Source organism: Saccharothrix sp., from assembly GCF_031180885.1.
In the GTDB taxonomy this organism is placed as follows: Bacteria; Actinomycetota; Actinomycetes; order Mycobacteriales; family Pseudonocardiaceae; genus Actinosynnema.
The window spans coordinates 15,040-33,035 of record NZ_JAPSLK010000003.1 but is presented as its reverse complement, the minus strand read 5'-3'; the positions used below and the strand labels follow the sequence as shown (position 1 = coordinate 33,035).

General features: G+C 71.4%; 6 protein-coding genes. 4 read left to right on the top strand and 2 right to left on the bottom strand.

Annotated elements, in window-relative coordinates; translation table 11 throughout:
• Window positions 1-9: 9 nt before the first annotated feature.
• Window positions 10-1,698, top strand: coding sequence for a hypothetical protein (locus RIN75_RS06420; RefSeq protein WP_309110851.1), 1,689 nt, complete (start codon window positions 10-12; stop codon window positions 1,696-1,698).
• Here the strand turns inward: RIN75_RS06420 and RIN75_RS06415 are convergent.
• The gene (locus tag RIN75_RS06415) at window positions 1,635-3,773 is read right to left on the bottom strand and encodes an NB-ARC domain-containing protein (protein ID WP_309110850.1); all 2,139 of its coding nucleotides are present in this window, start codon (window positions 3,771-3,773) and stop codon (window positions 1,635-1,637) included. The two genes, RIN75_RS06420 and RIN75_RS06415, sit on opposite strands and share 64 nt — an antisense overlap.
• 315 nt (window positions 3,774-4,088) lie before the next feature.
• Between RIN75_RS06415 and RIN75_RS06410 the strand changes: the two genes are divergently transcribed.
• The gene (locus tag RIN75_RS06410; RefSeq protein ID WP_309110849.1) at window positions 4,089-4,877 is read left to right on the top strand and encodes an SGNH/GDSL hydrolase family protein; all 789 of its coding nucleotides are present in this window, start codon (window positions 4,089-4,091) and stop codon (window positions 4,875-4,877) included.
• Here the strand turns inward: RIN75_RS06410 and RIN75_RS06405 are convergent.
• Complete coding sequence (locus tag RIN75_RS06405; RefSeq protein ID WP_309110848.1) at window positions 4,855-6,504, bottom strand: MFS transporter; 1,650 nt, start codon at window positions 6,502-6,504, stop codon at window positions 4,855-4,857. The genes RIN75_RS06410 and RIN75_RS06405 overlap by 23 nt on opposite strands.
• 67 nt (window positions 6,505-6,571) lie before the next feature.
• Between RIN75_RS06405 and RIN75_RS06400 the strand changes: the two genes are divergently transcribed.
• Together RIN75_RS06400 and RIN75_RS06395 are read left to right on the top strand one after the other, a co-directional pair.
• The gene (locus RIN75_RS06400) at window positions 6,572-7,282 is read left to right on the top strand and encodes a TetR/AcrR family transcriptional regulator (protein WP_309110847.1); all 711 of its coding nucleotides are present in this window, start codon (window positions 6,572-6,574) and stop codon (window positions 7,280-7,282) included.
• Between the two features lie 177 nt (window positions 7,283-7,459).
• Window positions 7,460-17,947, top strand: a complete 10,488-nt coding sequence (locus tag RIN75_RS06395) for a calcium-binding protein (protein WP_309110846.1) — start codon at window positions 7,460-7,462, stop codon at window positions 17,945-17,947.
• Window positions 17,948-17,996 lie beyond the last annotated feature (49 nt).

The following is a 17,996-nucleotide window of genomic DNA, read 5'->3' as shown; positions in this document are numbered from 1 at the left end:
GGAGTTCCGATGAGCAAAGAGACGTGGGCGACCGAAAGGCGAGTACTGCTCGTCATTCGCAACCTGACGTCTCTCTACCGCCTCCTCCAACTGGTCGACGGCCTGTTCGCCGGACAGCGCATCGCCCTCAAGTTCACCATCGACAAGGGCTCGGAATACGTCCGCGACCTGCGCAAACACTTGATCGAAACCGGTTGCGAGGTGTTGGGTTGGCAGAACGCGACAAAGATCGAATTCGACGCGATCATGGCCGCCCACGCCAGCAACGCGTTGCACGAACTCCGCGGACCGATCTTGACCATCGCCCACGGGGCCGGTTATCCGCGGATCGTGCCCGAGACGACCGGCTCCACGGATTCACCCACTGGAGTGGCCCGCAGCCAACTGGTCCACGACGGCCGGGTCATTCCCACGAAGATCGGGCTTTCCCACCAAGAGCAATTCGCGCTCGTCGACCGGACCTGCCCCGAGGCGCGGGACCGGTGCGTGGTCGTCGGGGACCCGGCCGCCGACCAGTTGCGGGCCAGCTCCGTCCTGCGCGACCGGTACCGGGAGGCGTTGGGTGTCCGGCCGGACGAGCGGTTGGTGCTGGTCACCTCGACGTGGGGACCGAACTCGGCGCTGGCCGCCGCCCCGCGCCTGCCGCAGCGGCTGCTCGCCGAACTGCCGCTGGGCCGCTACCGGGTCGCCCTGGTGCAGCACTGGAACATCAGCCAGGGACACTCGCGCTACGAGGTGGCGCAGCAGTTCCGCGACGGCACCCACTGCGGGCTGATCACCGTCCCGCCGGACCGCAGTTGGCAGGCCGCGCTGATCGCCGCCGACCTCGTGATCGGCGACCACGGCTCCGTCACCTTCTACGGCGTGGCCCTGGGCAAGCCCCTGCTGCTGGCCAACGACGGCGGGTGCGAGGTCGACCCGGCGTCGGCCAACGCGGAAGTCTGGCGCAAAGCCCGCGCACTGGACCTCGACGCGCCGCTGCGCCCGCAGGTCGAGTCCGCGATCGAGGACGGCGAGGACCCGGCGCTGCGCGAGATCACCGAGCGCGTGCTCGGCCGGCCCGGCGAGGCCAAGGTCCTGGTGCACCGGGTGCTGTGCGAGATGATGGGCCTGCCGCTGTCGGACACCCCGCCCGTGGAACCGGTGGAGGTCCACCACGCGACCGCACCGCGACCCGTCGGCGCCCAGGTCGTCACCGCTTCGCTGCACCGCCGCAACGTCACCCTGGAGCGCTTCCCGCACCTGCTCAGCGGCCTGCGGCCGGAGACCGGGTCCGCGCCGATGCTGGTCGTGGACGAGTCCGTCGTGGACCGCACGGTCCGGCACAACGCCGACGTCGTGGTCCGCACCGAGGTCGCCGACGACCCGCGCAGGTGGGTGGAGGGCGCGTTGGCCGACCACCCGGGCGCGGCGGTCGCGGCGGCGGCCACGGAGTTCGGGTCGGTGGTGGGGTTCCGCGACGGGCCGGCGGTGGACCTGGTCCAGGTCGGCCCGAGCGCCGCAGCCTGCGCTCTGCACCACTGGGTCAGCCTGCGTCAGCGGAGAGTCCCGCCCAGGGGCCTGGTGCTGGTCGTCCACGACAACGATGTCACCTGCGTGGTGAACCTGTCCGGCCGCCGCTGGCCCCGGCCGCCTCAGCCGCGCGACCCGAACCAGCGCAGGACCTCCGCGCTGCGCGGGTTGCCGGCGTCGCGGTAGAGCTCGTACAGGCGCTGCGCGGAGTCCCGGAACAGGTCCTCGTCGCGTTGTTCGCGGGCGATCACGACCATGACCTCCAGCGCCTGCGCCTCCTTCACCGGCTGCCGCCGGGAGCGGGTCGTGACGATCGCGGCGGTCAGGACCCGGCGGGCGTCGGCGACCCGGCGCAACGCCTCGTACGCCCGGCCCAGCGCGATGTGGACCCGCGCGGTGGACATCTCGTCGCGCAGGCGCTCCAGCAGCCGGCGCGCCTCCTCCAACACGGGCAGCGCCAGCGCGGCCTTGCCGGCACGCACCAGGGCGTCGCCGAACTGGTAGGCCTGCACGCCGATCGCGCGCGGGTCGCCCAGGCGTCTGCTGATCACCAGGGCGGACTCGAACTCCCGCGCCGCGTCGTCGTAGCGCTCCTGTTCGCGCAGCAACAAGCCGTAGGACTCGTGGACCATCGCGCGACCCAGGCCGTTGTCCGCGATCACCCGTTCCGAGCGGGACAGCTCGGTGCGGGCCGCCTCGAAGTCGCGCAGCTCGACGTGGGCGCGCGCCAACTGGTTGCGCAGCCGGCACTCGGCGGCCCGCGCCCCGACCGCGGCGGCCGACTCGACGCCGATGCGGTGCGCCTCGATCCAGTCCGCGTAGTGCTTTCTGCTGTGGTAGAAGGCCCACAGCGCCTCGCACAGCTGCCACGCCGCGGTGTGGTGGCCGATGCGGGAGGCCAGCCGGACGGCCGCGAGCAGGTTGGTCCGCTCGGTCTCGAACCACTCCATGCCCGACCCCGCGTCGAACGGGCGCGGCCACGCCCTCAGGTCGTGGTCGGCCAGCCGCCACCGCGCCGGACCCAGCACCGCCCGGTCGGCCGCCGCCGCGCCGAGCAGGTACCACTCGACCGCGCGCCGCTCCACCGCCTCCCGCTCGGCCGCGCTCTCCCGTTCGGCGCGGTGCAGCGCGTGCAGGCGGACCAGGCCGTGGAAGCGGTAGCGGTCGGCCACGTGCTCCTCGACCAGGTTCACGCCGCGCAGCACGGCCAACTGCTCCTCCGCGTCGGCGGTGGTCGTGCCCGCCATCGCCGACGCCACACCCGCGTCGAAGTCACCGCCCGGGTGCAGGCCCAGCACCCGGTACATCCGCCGCGCCCCGGCGGACAGGTCGTCGTACGCCGCGTCGAAGACGTGTTCCACGAGGTGATCCCCCTCCACCGAGAGCCGGCTGAGGCGTTGGCGGTCGTCGGACAGGTGCTGGGCGTAGCGGGCGACGGTCCAGCGCTCCAGCCGGCCCAGTTCGGCGCCGACCACCCGCAACGCGATCGGCAGGCCCGCGCACAGGCCGACCAGGCGGCGGGTGGCGGTCGGCTCGCTGCGGACCCGGTCGTCGCGGACCATGTGCGCGACCAGCGTCGCTCCGTGCTCGTCGTCCAGCGGGCCGAGTTCCACGGTGTGCGCGCCGTCGATGGCCAGGCCGCTCAGCCGCCGCCTGCTGGTGGCCAGCACGACGCTGCCCGGCGAGGTCGGCACCAGGGACCGGATCTGCGCGGCGTGGTCGGCCCCGTCGAGCACCACGAGGACCCGCGAGCGGGCGGTGAGGCTGCGGAACAGCGCCACCCGCTCGGGCAGGTCGGGCGGGATGTAGTCCCACGGCACGCCCAGCGCCCGCAGGAACGCCCCGGCCACGTCGGTGACCGCGATCCCGCCGTGGTGCCGGTAGCCGTCGAGGTCGGCGAACAGGTGCCCGCCGTCGAACCGGTCGGCGTGCCGGTGCGCCCACTGCAGCGCGCACGCGGTCTTCCCCACCCCGGCCATGCCGCTGAGGACGACGATCGCCGCACCCCGCCCACCACCGCCGGCCGCCGCCGCCTCGATGCGGTCGATCTCGCCGCGCCGGTTGACGAACCCGTGCGGCGCGGGCGGGAGTTGGCGGGGCCGCTTCATCCGGGCCGGCGCGGTGCTGACGACGGTGACCTCGTCGATGATGTTCGCCTGCACCACCCCACCGAGCACGGGCGCGGAAACCTCGTTGCGCGCCAACTGGGCGGACCGTTCGCCGCGCGCGGACAGGGCGTCGAGTGCCGCTCGCAAGCTCATGTCCGGTTTCATCAGCTGTCTCCCGGCCGGGTGCCGCCCAGTATCACACCTGCGACGCCGGACCGGCAGGCAATCGAAGGCTGATTCGAACGCGGCTCCCCGTCGCGTGTCGTTCCAGGGCGTGGCGACCCGGGTCACCCGAACGGCGGTTTACGCTGGTAGGAGCGTGGTTGACGGCGAAAGGTGTTGCACTGCCCGCGAGTTTCGGCCAAGGGGCCCCACCGAAGGTATAGGTGACTTCGGCAATTCCTTCACATTGTTCGCCGGTGCTCCCTCGAACTGGCCAAGTGACGCGGACTCATATGCTGGGGGTCGTTGGAGGACACAGCGGGGAGGGCGTCGGCGGTGCGGTACGCGGCGATCGGGGACAGTTTCACCGAGGGCGTCGGTGACGAGCGGGCGGACGGGTCGCCGCGCGGGTGGGCGGACCTGGTCGCGGAGGGGCTCGCGCGAGGACTGGGTGGGCCGGTGTCCTATGCGAACTTCGCCGTGCGGGGCCGGTTGCTGGCGCCGATCGTCAACGAGCAGTTGGAGGCCGCGCTGGCGCTGACGCCCGCGCCGACGGTGATCACGCTCAACGGTGGCGGCAACGACATGATGCGGCCCGGTATGGACGGTCGGCGGCTGGCGGAGCTGATCGAGCACGCCGTGCGCCGATGTGCTGAGGCCGGGGTGCGGCTGGTGCTGCTCAGCGGTGCGGACCCGTCGCAGCGGCTGCCGTTCGGGCGGACCATCCACCAGCGGGGTGTCGAGCTGACCGCGGCCGTGAAGGAGATGGCCGCCCGCCACGGGCTGACCATGGTGGACATGTTCAACGACCGGGAGATCCGCAAGGCCGCGTACTGGTCACCCGACCGGCTGCACCTCAACGCGGCCGGGCACCACCGGGTGGCGGCCCACGTGCTGACCGCACTGGGCCACACCACACCGGCGGAGCCGTTGGACCACGAGCCTGAGGTGCGGCGACTGCTCACCGAGGCCCGCTACTACCGGCAGCACGTCCTGCCGTGGGTGCACCGCAGGCTGCGCCGCCGTTCGTCCGGCGACACGGTGACCGCGAAGCACCCGACGTGGACGACCATCATCGCGGAACCCGCCGCTTGAGCAGCTTGAACGAAGTCCAGACGACGTCGGCGATCAGGATCAACGCCCAGATGCGGCCCGCGCCGTAGATGAAGGCTTCGGCGCCTTCGCGCGGCACCTGACCGAGGAGGACGGTGCCGAGGTCGCGGGTGATCAGATCACGCACCCAGGAGAGGTCGAGCAACGCCAGGACGGCCTGTGCGGCAGCGAAGAGCGCCGCGTGCACGCCGAGGTCGGCCACCTGCTTCCGAGGGCTCGCCGGAGGAGCCTTCGGGGCAGGATCGGCCGGAGCCGGCATCGGCGCGACCGGCGCGGGTGCGGCAGGTGCGGGAGCAGGCGCCGGAGCGGGCGCGGGCTCGGGCTCGGGCTCGGCCGGAGCGGGAGCGCGCTCGGCGGGAGCGCGCTCGGCGCGCGCGGGCTCGGCGGGAGCGCGCTCGGCGGGCGTGGGCTCGGCGGGCGCGGGCGCGGGGGCCTCTTTCGCCGGTGGTGGTGGCGGGATGTCTTGCACTCCCAGGCGGCGGACCGCCCTGGGCACCACCACCGCACCGGCCAGGATCATGGCCGCCGCCACCAGACAAGCCACCTGCCAGCTCGCCCCGTCGTACAACGCCCCAGCCGCCAGGCTGCCGATGAGCCCTCCGACCAGGCACGCCGACTCGTACACCCCCATCCCGCGCCCGACCCGACCCCCGGACGCCTCCGCGATCACCGCCTGCTGCACCGGCAGCACCGCCGCCCACGCCAACCCGCTCAACACCCACAACCCCGCCACCACGTACGGGTTCGGCGCCCACACCAAACCCACCGCGAACGCGCAACTGGCCAACGACGCGGTCATCAGCACCCGCGACCGCCCGAACCGCACGACGTACCGGTGCAGGTGCTCCGCCGCGAGGCTCATCGCGATCGCACCGGGCAGGAACACGTACGCCACCTGCACCACTTCCAGCCCGAACCCGCGCTGCAAGTGCAACAACAGCAACAACCCGACCGCCGACTCCGCCGCCATGGTCATCACCACCGCGAACAGCATCGGCCGCAGCTTCCGCCCGACCGCACCGAGCCCGCCCAAGCCCAGCCCGCCCGAAACCGGCACCCTGCCACCACGCGGCAACGACACCAGCAACCCCGCCGCCACCGCACAAGCCGCCGCGCACAGCCAGAACAGCCCGCCGAACCCGAGCACCCCCAGCAACGTCAACCCCGCCACGAACGCCACCCACGACCCGGTCTCCTGCGCCGTCAACAAGCGCGGGAACACCGCCGAGTCCTCCGCCAGCCGCTCGCTGACGATCGACCGCACCGCCACCCACAGCAGCGCACCGCCGGCACCCCCGACCGCCGCCGCCCCGTAAGCCGCGAAAGCGTTGCCCGCCAACGCATATCCCGCACACGACACCGCGTACAGCAACGCCCCCGAAGCGGCCACGTACCGCCGCTCGAACCGGTCCGACAGCACCCCCGCCACCGGACGCACGAGCATCGACAACGCCATCTCCACGGCCATCAGCACGCCGACCTCGACCGGCCGCAACCCGATCGCCACGCCCGCCCACAACGGCAGCACGAAGTCGATCAGCTCGGTCGGCCCGTTCGTCAGCGTGGCCGCCCACAGCGTCCACCGCTCCCTGCGCAGCGCAACCCCCATCACAAACAACCCCCAACAAACTCCGAACAGCGTTCGATCTACTCCGAACCGTATACTGAGTTTCACCATGACCGCCAACCGCGCCCTCGAACTGCTCTGGCGCGACGACCGCCGCCCGGCCCGCGGCCCGCAGCGCGGCCTCACCGTGGACCGGGTCGTCCGGGCCGCGATCGAGGTCGCCGAGGCGGACGGCCTGGCCGCGCTGTCCATGCGCCGGGTCGCGCAGCACCTGGGCGTCGGCACCGCCTCGCTCTACACCTACGTCCCCGGCAAGACCGAGCTGGAAGCGCTGATGCTGGACGTGATCGGCGCCGACGACCCGCTCCCCCACGAACGCCCCGGCGACTGGCGGGCCAAGCTGGAGGCCTGGGCACGCGCGGACTGGGCCGAGTTCCGCGCTCACCCGTGGGTGCTCCAGCTGGTCAACAAATCACCCGCGCCCGGCCCGAACCTGTTGCGCTGGATCGACTCCGCGCTGCGCGTGTTCGACGGCACCGGCCTGTCCGAGGCGGAGAAGATGGCCGCGGTCGAGTCGGTGGACGCCTACGTGCGCGGCCTCGCGCGCCAGCACCTCGACCAGGCCGAACCCGACCCCGAGCAGGACCGCCTGCTGGCCGAGCTGGTCGACTTCACCCGCTACCCGAGCCTCCTGCGCGTCCTGCGCGCGGGCGTGCGGCCGTGGTCGGGCGACCAGTTCGAGTTCGGGCTCCAGCGGCTGCTCGACGGCATCGCGGCGCTGATCGACAACCGCTCTGCGCCACCCGAAGGACACCAGTAGCCCGATCAGGTGAAAGCGCCGGTCGGCGTCACATCGGCGTAACGCAGGTCACAGTGCCGTCGACTCCCCCGTTGTGCGGCGCGACCGCCCTGCGGGGTCGTGCCGCGAAACCCAGCCATCACACCCGTTCCGGCAAATGGCGTCGGGGGCCATTCGCCGTCGAAAGGCGGTCTGGCCATGCGGTCCTACCCTGCTCGTCGCCGTTTCGCGCGCACTTCCCGGCGGGTCACCGCCGCCCTCACGAGCTTCGCGCTCACCGTGCTGGGCCTGGTCGTCACCACGCCGTCCGCGCACGCCGCCCAGGACGCCGACGTGGCCGCGATCGCCGCCGGGTTGCAGGAGTTCGCCGACTTCAGCAGAGCGCTCGGATCGGTCGGCGAACTGGGCAAGGCCGTGCCGCTGCTCGGGGTCAGTCCCGGCGGCGCGCTGGGCTTCCAGGACCTCGTCGCGAAGACGATCCACGAGCCGTTGAAGGACAAGGAGCACTTCAGCGACCTCGCGGGCAGCTACCCGCTGGGCGGCGACCGCCCCGGCACGCTGACCGTGGCGACCAGCCAGAACGGGTCCGTGCAGCGGGTCGACGTGACCCTGCACGTCACCAAGGTCGCCGATCAACAACCGGTCAGCGTCGCCAGTTCGAGCCCACCGCTGACGTTCACCACCTCCGGCGCGGTGGACGTGACCTTCACCCTCGACGCCACGCTGCACTTCGCCTACGACTCGGCGCGCCAGTGGTTCTACGTGGTCAAGGACGACGCCTCGCCGAAGCTCTCGGTGGGCGTCAAGGGCGAGTTGGACGCCTCCGCCGGCCCCACCGCCGGTTTCGGCATCCTCGGCGTCGACCTGGACAAGGCGAACTCGCACCTGACCGTCGAAGCGAACATCACCGCGACCGCCGACGACCCCGATGGTGACGGCAGGCTCGCCACCGATCCGCCCGCTGTGGGCACCGGCACCGCCGAACTGGCCGCGTCCGGCGCAGCGGCGGGCCTGTTCCACATCGGACTGGGTTCACCGGCGGGCAAGGTCGACGCCGCGCTCCAGTTCACCGCCCAACCCCTGGCCGGCACGTCGGTCGGCGGCGTGACCGGCAAGGTCGAGGTGAAGTGGCCGGACATCGCCACCGGCTCCCCCGTGGTGACCGTCGGCGCCTCGGACCTCGCCCAGCTCACCCGGTTCACCACGCTCAGCCCGCGCGACCTGCTGGAGGGCCTGAGCCACCTGGTCAGCTCGATCGAGGCGGTCCAACGCGCCCAGTGGGGCGAGCAGGCCAAGCCGATCGGCAACGTGAACCTGCCGTTCATGCGCGGCACGCTGGCCGACGCCGTGGCCGCGGGCTCGGTGCTCAAGGACTTCGTGGACGCCAACGTCTTCAACCCGGACAAGGGCGACGACCCCGCCAAGGCCGGCCTGCCGAAGTTCAGCTCGATCCAGGAGATGTTCTCGAAGCTGAACACCGGACCGATCGCGGTGTCCGGTGTGGACTTCGACGACACCAGCAAGAAGCTCGCGTTCACCCTGACCATGACCCGCAACGCGCCCAACGACGGCGCCAAGCTGGACGTGGTCGCGGAACTGACCTCCGGCCAGGGCGCCAACGTCAGCTACGAACCCACCAAGCTCACCCACACCGGCAAGACCAAGCCGTGGCCCACGGACCACTTCAAGGGCCGCATCGTGTCCGCCGGCACCTCGCAGGGCGTGGTGAAGAACAACACCGGCGACGTGATCGAGCTGGAGGAGCCGTGGAGCGGCGGCACGCCCGCGCCCGGCGCCCCGTACAAGGTCAACTCGCCCGACCCGATGACCGGCCAGGTCACCTTCGGCGACACCTTCTCGTCCAAGGGACTGCGCGACGCCAACGCGCTCAACGCCACCGCCACCGTCAAGCCGGGCTTCGTCGCCACCGCCACCCTGGTGCTGGACCTGCGCGACCCGATCACCGGCGACGCCTGCAAGCCGCTGGACCCGGACGCCGCCGCCACCGGCTGCCCGTTCGCGGACAAGAACCCCGACGGCACCACGACCCTGGTCACCAGCCTGCCGCGCACGCCGGACCGGTTCCTGCTGCGCACCGGCGGCGACCTGATCAAGGCCGACGCGCCCGTGGACACCAAGGTCGACGTCAACGGCAGCGTCGGCTACCTGAAGGTGCATCTGTCCGGCGACCTGTCGATGTCCAAGAAGGACGGTTCGGCGAACATGCTGACCGTCGGCCTGAAGAAGGTCGGCGACGCGGACGGCGACCTGCCGCTGTCCCAGGTGTTCCCCAAGCTCGTCGACGACCTGGGCACGCCCGCGAAGGAGCCGGAGAACCTGCTCACCGTCGCGGTCGGCGCGAAAGCCACCGCCACGGTCAAGCTCGACGTCCCCGGCATCACGGACTTCTTCGGCGGGCCGGTCGAGGTCGGTGTGACCATGCCCGACATCACCAACCCGTCGGACGTGCAGTTCACCGGCCTGGACAAGCTGGACAAGGCCAAGGCGTTCGACTTCGACCCGGACAACCCGCGCGCCATGTTCGGCCAGCTCATCAAGGCGTTGCAGGTGCTCAACGCGTCCCTGCAGAAGGTCGACGGCGACGGCTCGGTGAAGACCGCGCTGACCACGCCGCTGCCCGTGGTCGGCAAGTCGCTGAGCGAACTGCTCGGCAGCGCCGACTCCGGCTCCGGACCGAAGGTCGAGTACGGCAACACCACGTTCAACGGCAAGAGCGTCGGCTACATCAAGGACACCGGCCGCACGTTCGGCGACGACCACGAGAAGCGGGCCGTGCTGGTGGGCACGCAGGTGATGGTGGTCGTGGACGCCGACCAGAACCAGGTGCTGCTGAGCGAACCGTGGGCCAACCCGCCCGCGAAGGGCACCGCCTACACCTTCCGCAGCCCGCTGGAGGACGCGGTCGACAAGCTGACCGCCGCCCCGCCGGACTACCTGCAGGACCTGGTGGCCGTGCTGAACGACGCGCTGCCCGACGGCAGCGGGGTGTCGTTCGCGTTCCAGCAGGTCGACGACAAGCCGTCGATCGTGCTCAACGTGGACGTGAAGCGCAACGTCGCCACCGCGCAGCCGGTGCGGTTCTCGTTCACCGACGAGAAGGGCACCAGCCGGTCGCTGGTCTCCGCCGAGGGCGAGGCGACCGCGAACCTGGCGCTGACCGGGTCCACCAAGATCGGGTTCGTGCTGCCGCTGTCCAAGGACGGCACGCCGGACGACGCCACCGAGCTGAAGGTGCTGCCCACCTCCACGGTCGACCTGACCGCGCACGGCGGGATCTCCGGCGTGGTCAAGTCGTCGGTCGGCCCGCTGTCGATCGCGCTGGGCAACCCCGGCGGGTCGGAGAAGGCCGTGGTGAACGCGCACTACAGCGCGCACCTGGGCTACGGACCCGGCGGCACGGCCCCGGTCCCGCTGGCCGATTTCGTCAAGAACGTGTCGCTGAGCCTCAACGGCGACAACCAGCCGGTGACCTGCCCCGGTGACCCGGCGGCGGGCACGGACCTCGCGCTGTGCGCGGTGATGCCGGTGTTCGTCAGCTCCGACAACCAGAACTGGACCAAGCTCGCCGCGCCGGGCGACTCGTTCATCGTGCGGCTGCCCCGCCAGGCGGCCGACCTCGGTGAGGCGTTCTCGTTCAGCCCGGACCTGCCCGGCGGCGTCAAGCGGTTCGAGATGCCCACCGACATCGGCCAGAAGATCATCGACGCGCTGCTGGACTTCTCGCAGTTCGGCGACGGCATCGAGAAGTACCTGGCGATGATCGAACGCGCGCTGCGCACGGCCGCGTTCGACGGCAAGCTCCCGCTGGTCGGCGACGACCTCCAGCAGGGCGCGGACAGGTTCGGCCGGCTGCGCAGCAAGATCCAGCAGGCCATGGCGCAGATGCCCGGCGGCGGGCGGGTGAACAACACCGGCGAACTCGCCGACTGGGTCAACAACCACCTCAAGCCCGCGGTCGGCAGCGCGGTCACGGTCGGCTTCACCTGTGACGCCACGCTGCAACCCGCGACCGGCCCGACCGCGTCCGCGCAGGGCACCAAGGGCACGACCAAGTACGAGTACGGCATCGTCGCCTCGGCGCAGGGCAAGGACGCGCCGCCGGCGTACGTCGAGGTGCTCGACGGCAACGCCACCCTGGGCGAGCAGAACTTCAACCTGCTGGGCTGGACCAAGTCCGCCTACGCCACCAGCTACAAGATCATCCGCAAGGACGGCGGCGACTGGAAGGTCGTCGCGGAGGGTCTGAGCGGCGCGACGGTGGCCTACGAGGACAAGAGCCCGACGCTGGGCGGCGCGGCCTACGTGCCGGAGACCACCAACCCGAAGCTGTCGGACTGCCCGGACGCGGCGGTGTTGCGGGACATCACCGGCGCCACGTTCACCTTCGACCTGTGCGACGGCAAGGTCGACCCGAGCGACACCTGCGCGACCAACGAGCTGAGCCTGACCCGGCCGCTGGACCTGGGCATCCCGGGCCTGTCGCTGCGCGAGGCCGCGGACCCGACCCAGCGCAAGGGCGTCACCGCGGGCCTGTCCTACCGGCTGCACGTGAAAGTCGGCGTGGACAAGAGCACCGGGTTCTTCGTGGCCACGCAGGACATCGACCGCCCGGAGCTGGGCCTCAAGCTCGGCTTCGAGCTGCCCGACGAGATGAAGGCGCAGCTGGCCTTCCTGGAGGTCGGGCTCAAGCAGCACGAGGGCGGCGCGACCGACCTGTTCGCCGGCAGGTTCTACGTCGACCTGCACAAGAAGGACCAGCAGGCCTGCTTCGAGAACTGCACCGTCGACACCGACGCCCGCATCGCGCTGGCCGACCTGGCCGACGTGACGCGGGTGGCGGACGTGTCGCTGGCCGCGAAGGTCGGCATCGACTGGGACTTCGACGTCACCGCCGGTCCCCTGCCGGGCATCTCCGGCTGGTTCCACCTGAAGTGGGAGTGGACGCTGGGCCAGAAGCCCGGCGAGGGCGTGCCGGAGATCGCGTTCTACGACGTGACGCTCCACGCCGGCAAGTTCCTGGGCTCGGTGCTCAAGCCGATCGTGGACAAGGTGGCGCTGTTCACCAAGCCGGTGCAGCCCGTCCTGGACCAGCTCTACGCGCCGATACCGGTGCTGTCGGACCTGTCGCGCGCGGTCGGCGGCGGCGACGTCAACCTGGTCACCATCGCCAAGGCGTTCAGCACCATCGCGGGCGGCCCGGACCTGGAGTTCGTGGACAAGATCCTGCGCACGCTCCAACTGGTCAGCCAGATCACCGACAACGGCGGCGCGATCGACATCGGCGACTTCACCGTGCTGGGCGAACAAGCCCTGGAGACGGAGAACTCGCCGGACACCGCCGCGAAGCTGATCGACAAGTCCACGCTCAACTTCCAGGACCTGCGCACCAAGGTCGACGAGGAGAACGGTGGCAGCGGCATGGTCGGCGAGGGCGGCAAGGGCAACTCCGCCGGCTTCTCCTTCCCGATCCTCAAGGAGCCGGCCAAGCTGTTCGGCCTGCTCATGGGCCAGGACGTGGACCTGATCAAGTTCGACTCCGGCGCGCTGCGGCTGGCGTTCTCCTACAGCCAGTCCTTCGGCCCGGTGTACGCGCCGCCGCCGGTGCTGGTCAGCATCTCCGGCAGCGCGTCGGTGGAGGCCCGGTTCCGCGCCGGCTTCGACACCTACGGCATCCGCAAGGCGATCGAGAACAAGCAGGTCGCGGACATCCTGGACTCCGTCTACCTGGAGACCACGGACGACGCCGGCAAGCCGCTGCCCGTGGTGACCTTCCGCGGTGAGCTGGCCGCGGGCGCGGCGGTGAGCGTCGTGCTGATCGAGGTGGGCATCAAGGGCGGCGTGGCGCTGACCATCAACCTGAGCTGGGCGGACCCGAACAACGACGGCAAGTTCCGGTTCTTCGAGTTCACCAAGGTCGCGCTGAACAACCCGATGTGCCTGTTCAACATGGACGGCAGGCTGAGCCTGTTCCTGAAGGTGTACATCACGATCGGGTTCTCGCCGTTCAGCGTGTCGTTCGACTTCACGCTGGCCGACATCACCTTGCTCGACTTCTCGGTCAAACCCGACTGCGAGCCACCACCTCCGACCTTGGCGCACCTCGACGGCACCACGCTCGTGCTGCACGTCGGTGACACCCACACGGGTGCCCGCGGCCACTCGGCGTGGACCGCGCGGGGCAACGAGGAGAAGTGGACCGTCACCCAGTTGGTGAACAAGGACGGCGGGTTCGAGGGCTTCGCGGTCAGCGCGCTCGGGTTCCGCGAGGAGCACCGGGACAAGAACCTGACCAAGGTGTTCGCCGACGCCACCAACGACACCGGCAAGCGCGTGTTCGTCTTCCAAGGTGACGGCGACAAGAGCGGTGCGGGTGAGGACAAGGCGGCCGAGGCCAAGCCGTTCGACAAGGCGGTCGAGGTGACCGGCGGCAAGGCCGACGACTCGATCAAGACCGGCATCGGCCCGTCCACGGTCGACGGCGGTCCGGGCAACGACCAGATCACCACCGGTGACCTGCACTCCGCGTTCGGCGGCAAGGGCACGGCGACCGTGAACGGCGGCGACGGCGACGACTCGATCACCGTCGGCGGCGCGGGCGACACCGTGAACGGCGGCGCGGGCAAGGACCGCATCGCGGCGGGCCTGGGCGCGAACACGCTCGACGGCGGCGACGGCGACGACACCATCGGCATCGCCTCCGACAGCCCGTTGGCCGACACCAACCCTGGCAAGGCGCAGTACGTGGCGCAGAAGAACACCATCGTCGGCGGCCACGGCAGCGACAAGATCTCCGGCGGTTCCGGTCCGGACTCGATCTACACCGGCTTCCGCATCGGCGACCCCGTCGACGAGACCGGGGTGGACGAGCCGGGTTGGCCGGACAAGACCGTGGTCAACGGCGACATCGTGGACGCCACCAACACCGTGGACACCGGCACGGGTTCGGACACCGTGTACGGCAGCCAGGGCGTGGACATGGTCACCGGGCGCTCCAAGCCCGACCAGGTCGACGACATCCGCGGCGGCGGCAACAACGACGTGCTGACCGGCGGGTTCGGCAAGGACAAGGTGTTCGGCGGCCCCGGCGACGACTACGTGGTCGCCGAGCCGTCCGACGTGGGCGGCGTGACCGGTTCGGGCGACTTCGGCCCGGTGCGCGCGGTCGGCCACCGGCCGTTGCCCGCGGGCGTGTCCCCGTCGTCGAAGCTGCTGGTCGGCGGGTACGGCAACGACCACGTCATCGGCGGCGACGGCGGTGCGGAGATCTACGGCGACCGCTACGCCAACCCGTGCACCCCGCCCGGCGACCCGGCGTCCAAGCCGCCGGCCGAACCGCTGGACAGCGCGGACGGGCGCGACCTGATCACCGGTGGCACCGGGGTCGAGGTGGTCGCGGCCGGCGGCGCGGCGGACGGCGTCGACCTGCGGTCCAACGCCGACCTGGCGTGCGGGCAGCTCGGTGACGACGTGGTCGGCGGCGGCAACGACGACGACACCCTGTACGGCGGCGGAGGGCTGGACCTGGTGTACGGCGACGCCGGCAAGGACAACGTCTACGGCAACGACGACAACGACACCCTCTACGGCGGCACGCAGGACGACGTCGTCGAGGGCAACAACGGGTCGGACACCGCGTTCGGCGGTGCGGACACCGACGTCGTGGTCGGCGGCACCCGCAAGGCCGGCGAGGCCGACCAGGGCGACACCCTGTACGGCGACGCCGGGACGGACCTGGTCATCGGCGACAACGGCGACGGGCCGGTCGGCACCGGTGGACCGTTCGACCTCGACGGCGCGAACGCGGCGGCCGGCGGTCCGGACTTCGTGTTCGGCGGCGACGCGGACGACCGGGCGTTCGGCGGTCTGGCGCACGACGAGGTGTCCGGCGGTGCGAACGACGACCACCTGGAGGGCAACAACGCCGACGACGTCGTCCACGGCGACGGCGGCGAGGACCGGGTGGTCGGCGGTTCTTCGCAGGTGGCGTCCACTGTGGACGGTCACCAGGCGGGCCGGCCGGACGCCGGCGACAAGCTGTTCGGCGACTCCGGCCCCGACGTCGTGACCGGCGACAACGCGGTCCTGACGCTGGGCGAGCCCTCTCCGATCACTCTGGGTCGTGGTTTCGCCAAGCAGCACAAGATCACGCTGCTCGACCTGGGCTACTCCCCCACCGCGGGGACGTCCGGTGACGACCTGATCAGCGGCGGCACCGAGCAGGACGTGCTGCTGGCCCAAGGCGGCGCGGACACCGTGACCGGCGACGACGCCGACGACTACGCCGAGGGCGGCCCCGGTGGCGACACCGTCTCGGGCAACGAGGGCCAGGACGACCTGGTCGGCGGCTCGTCCACCGAGGAAGCCGCGGGCGTCGGACAACCCGACGTCGGCGACACCATCCACGGCAACAACGGCCAGGACGTCGCTCTCGGCGACAACGGATCGCTGCTGCGCACCGGTCCGCCGTCGCGGCTGACGCAGGAACGCGGCATGACCCCGCGCGGGATCGTGCTGCTGGACCTGGGCCTGACCCCGCACGCCGACTCGTCCGGCGCGGACGAGGTGTGGGGCGACGACGCCACCGACGTGCTGCTCGGCCAGGGCGGTCCCGACCGCCTGAAGGGCAATGCGGCCGACGACTACGTCGAGGGCGACCAGGGCGTCGACTGGATCGAGGGCAACGACGGCAACGACGACCTAGTGGGCGGCAGCAGCACGCCGTTGACCGGGTCCTCGGGGCAGACCGACGCGGCCGACGCGGTGTTCGGCGGCAACGGCGACGACATCGGCATCGGCGACAACGGCGTCGTGAACCGGCCCGCCGCCGGCGAGACCCCGACCCGGGCGACCCAGCGGCTGGCCGCGACCGGCGGCAACCCGATCACCGGCCGGGTCGTGGTCGAGTACGACCTCGCGCCGGCGCCCCCGGCCGACCGGTTCGGCGACGACCGGATGTCCGGCGGGTCGGGCGTGGACGTGCTGTGGGGCCAGGACGGCGGTGACTTCCTGTCCGGCGGCGGCCAGGCCGACTACATCGAGGGCAACGGCGGCGCGGACGTGCTGCGCGGCGACCTCGGCCTGGGCGAGCCTTCGTCGGAGACCACGGTCGTGCCACTGGCCGACCCGGGCTGGCCGGGTGCACCTTCGCCCGACCTGGACGGCAACGACCCGTCACACGGCCAGGACGACATGATCGGCGGCAGCGCGGCGGCCGGGTTCCGCGACGGCGGTGACGCCTTCGAGGGCAACGGCGCGGACGACGTGCAACTCGGCGACAACGGCTCCCTGGTCCGAACTGTCGAGGGTCAGCCGGGTTCGATGAAGGAGAAGGTCTACACCGAGCGGTACGCGGCCGGTCTGGTGCCGGACAACGCGACCGTGTCCCGCACGCACGACCCGGACCTGCCCGGACCGGCCACCCGGTTCTGCACCACCGCGCAGGCCACGTGCGAGCCCGTGGGCGCTTTCGGCGACGACACCATGTTCGGCGACGACGGCAACGACGGGATGTGGGGCCAGGACGGCAACGACACCATGACCGGGTCCACCGGCGACGACGACATGTACGGCGAGTTGGGCAACGACACCATGTTCGGCAACGACGGCGAGGACGCCATGCTCGGCGACCGCGGCGGCGTGGTGAACGAGCGGCTCAACCCGGACGACGTGGCCGCGCGCGGCTTCACGACGTCGATGAGTTCGGTGCCGCAGGAGTCCTACACCGGGTTCCGGCCGGGTGCCTACGACCGGCGCGTCGACCTGCTGCACGACGTGGACGGCGACCAGTTCATCGGCGGTTCGTCGTCGGCCGCCATGCCGCACAACGGCATCGCGGAGGGCGGCGACGACCGGATCCGGGGCGGGAACGGCGCGGACAACATCCACACCGGCTTCGGCGACGACCTGGCCAACGGCGACAGCGGCGGCGACCAGGTGTTCGGCGGCGACGGCGCGGACGTCCTGTGGGGCGGCAAGGGCTGCGACCCGGCGGCACCCACCCCGGACTGCCTGGTGAACGGCACGTTCAACCCGGACGCGCGGGGCACCGACGACCGGTACGTCGACCACGTCTTCGGCGGCGTCGGCGGCACGTCCGCCGCGTCCCAGGCCGGCGCGATCGGCTCGGACGTGATCGACTTCAACCCGCGCGGCACCTACCCGGCCGGCTGCGCGACGGGTCCGTGGCCCGGGTCCCTGGGCAGCGGTTTCGTCGACCCGTGCAGCTGGTTCGAGATGACCGAGAAGGCCAACGACACCGCCGACCCCGCTTCCTTGGCGGACAACCAACACCACCAGGGCACGGACTGGCTCTACGGCGGCTGGGACCGCGACGTCCTCCAGGGCGACGTGTCCGGCAACGGCCCCAACCCGGGCGACCGCCTCATCGACTGGTCGGGCGCGTACAACCTGTACACGCACTGCAACGCGGCTTATGGCGGGTACAACGACATCCGCCAGCGGAGCCCCGGGATGGAGACCTTCCTCCAGAAACTGGCGTGGGGCACGGGCGCGGGCCAGGTCGTGTCCGACGCCACCACACCGGGCACGTCAGCGTTCCGCGAACTGGCCTTGGTGTACCCGGCCGACAACAACGCCCACGGCACCGGCCAGGCCTACCCGACCACCCCGGGCCACTTCGACGACCCGGTCTCCTGCACCGACTGATCTCCTGGACGGCTCGGCCGCCCCACTCCGGTGGGGCGGCCGAGCCGCG

Excerpts from the sequence above, each read along its gene's own strand:
- RIN75_RS06420 (WP_309110851.1), top strand. The coding sequence starts at position 10 with ATGAGCAAAGAGACGTGGGCGACCGAAAGGCGAGTACTGCTCGTCATT.
- RIN75_RS06415 (WP_309110850.1), bottom strand. The coding sequence starts at position 3,773 with ATGAGCTTGCGAGCGGCACTCGACGCCCTGTCCGCGCGCGGCGAACGG.
- RIN75_RS06405 (WP_309110848.1), bottom strand. The coding sequence starts at position 6,504 with ATGGGGGTTGCGCTGCGCAGGGAGCGGTGGACGCTGTGGGCGGCCACG.
- RIN75_RS06400 (WP_309110847.1), top strand. The coding sequence starts at position 6,572 with ATGACCGCCAACCGCGCCCTCGAACTGCTCTGGCGCGACGACCGCCGC.
- RIN75_RS06395 (WP_309110846.1), top strand. The coding sequence starts at position 7,460 with ATGCGGTCCTACCCTGCTCGTCGCCGTTTCGCGCGCACTTCCCGGCGG.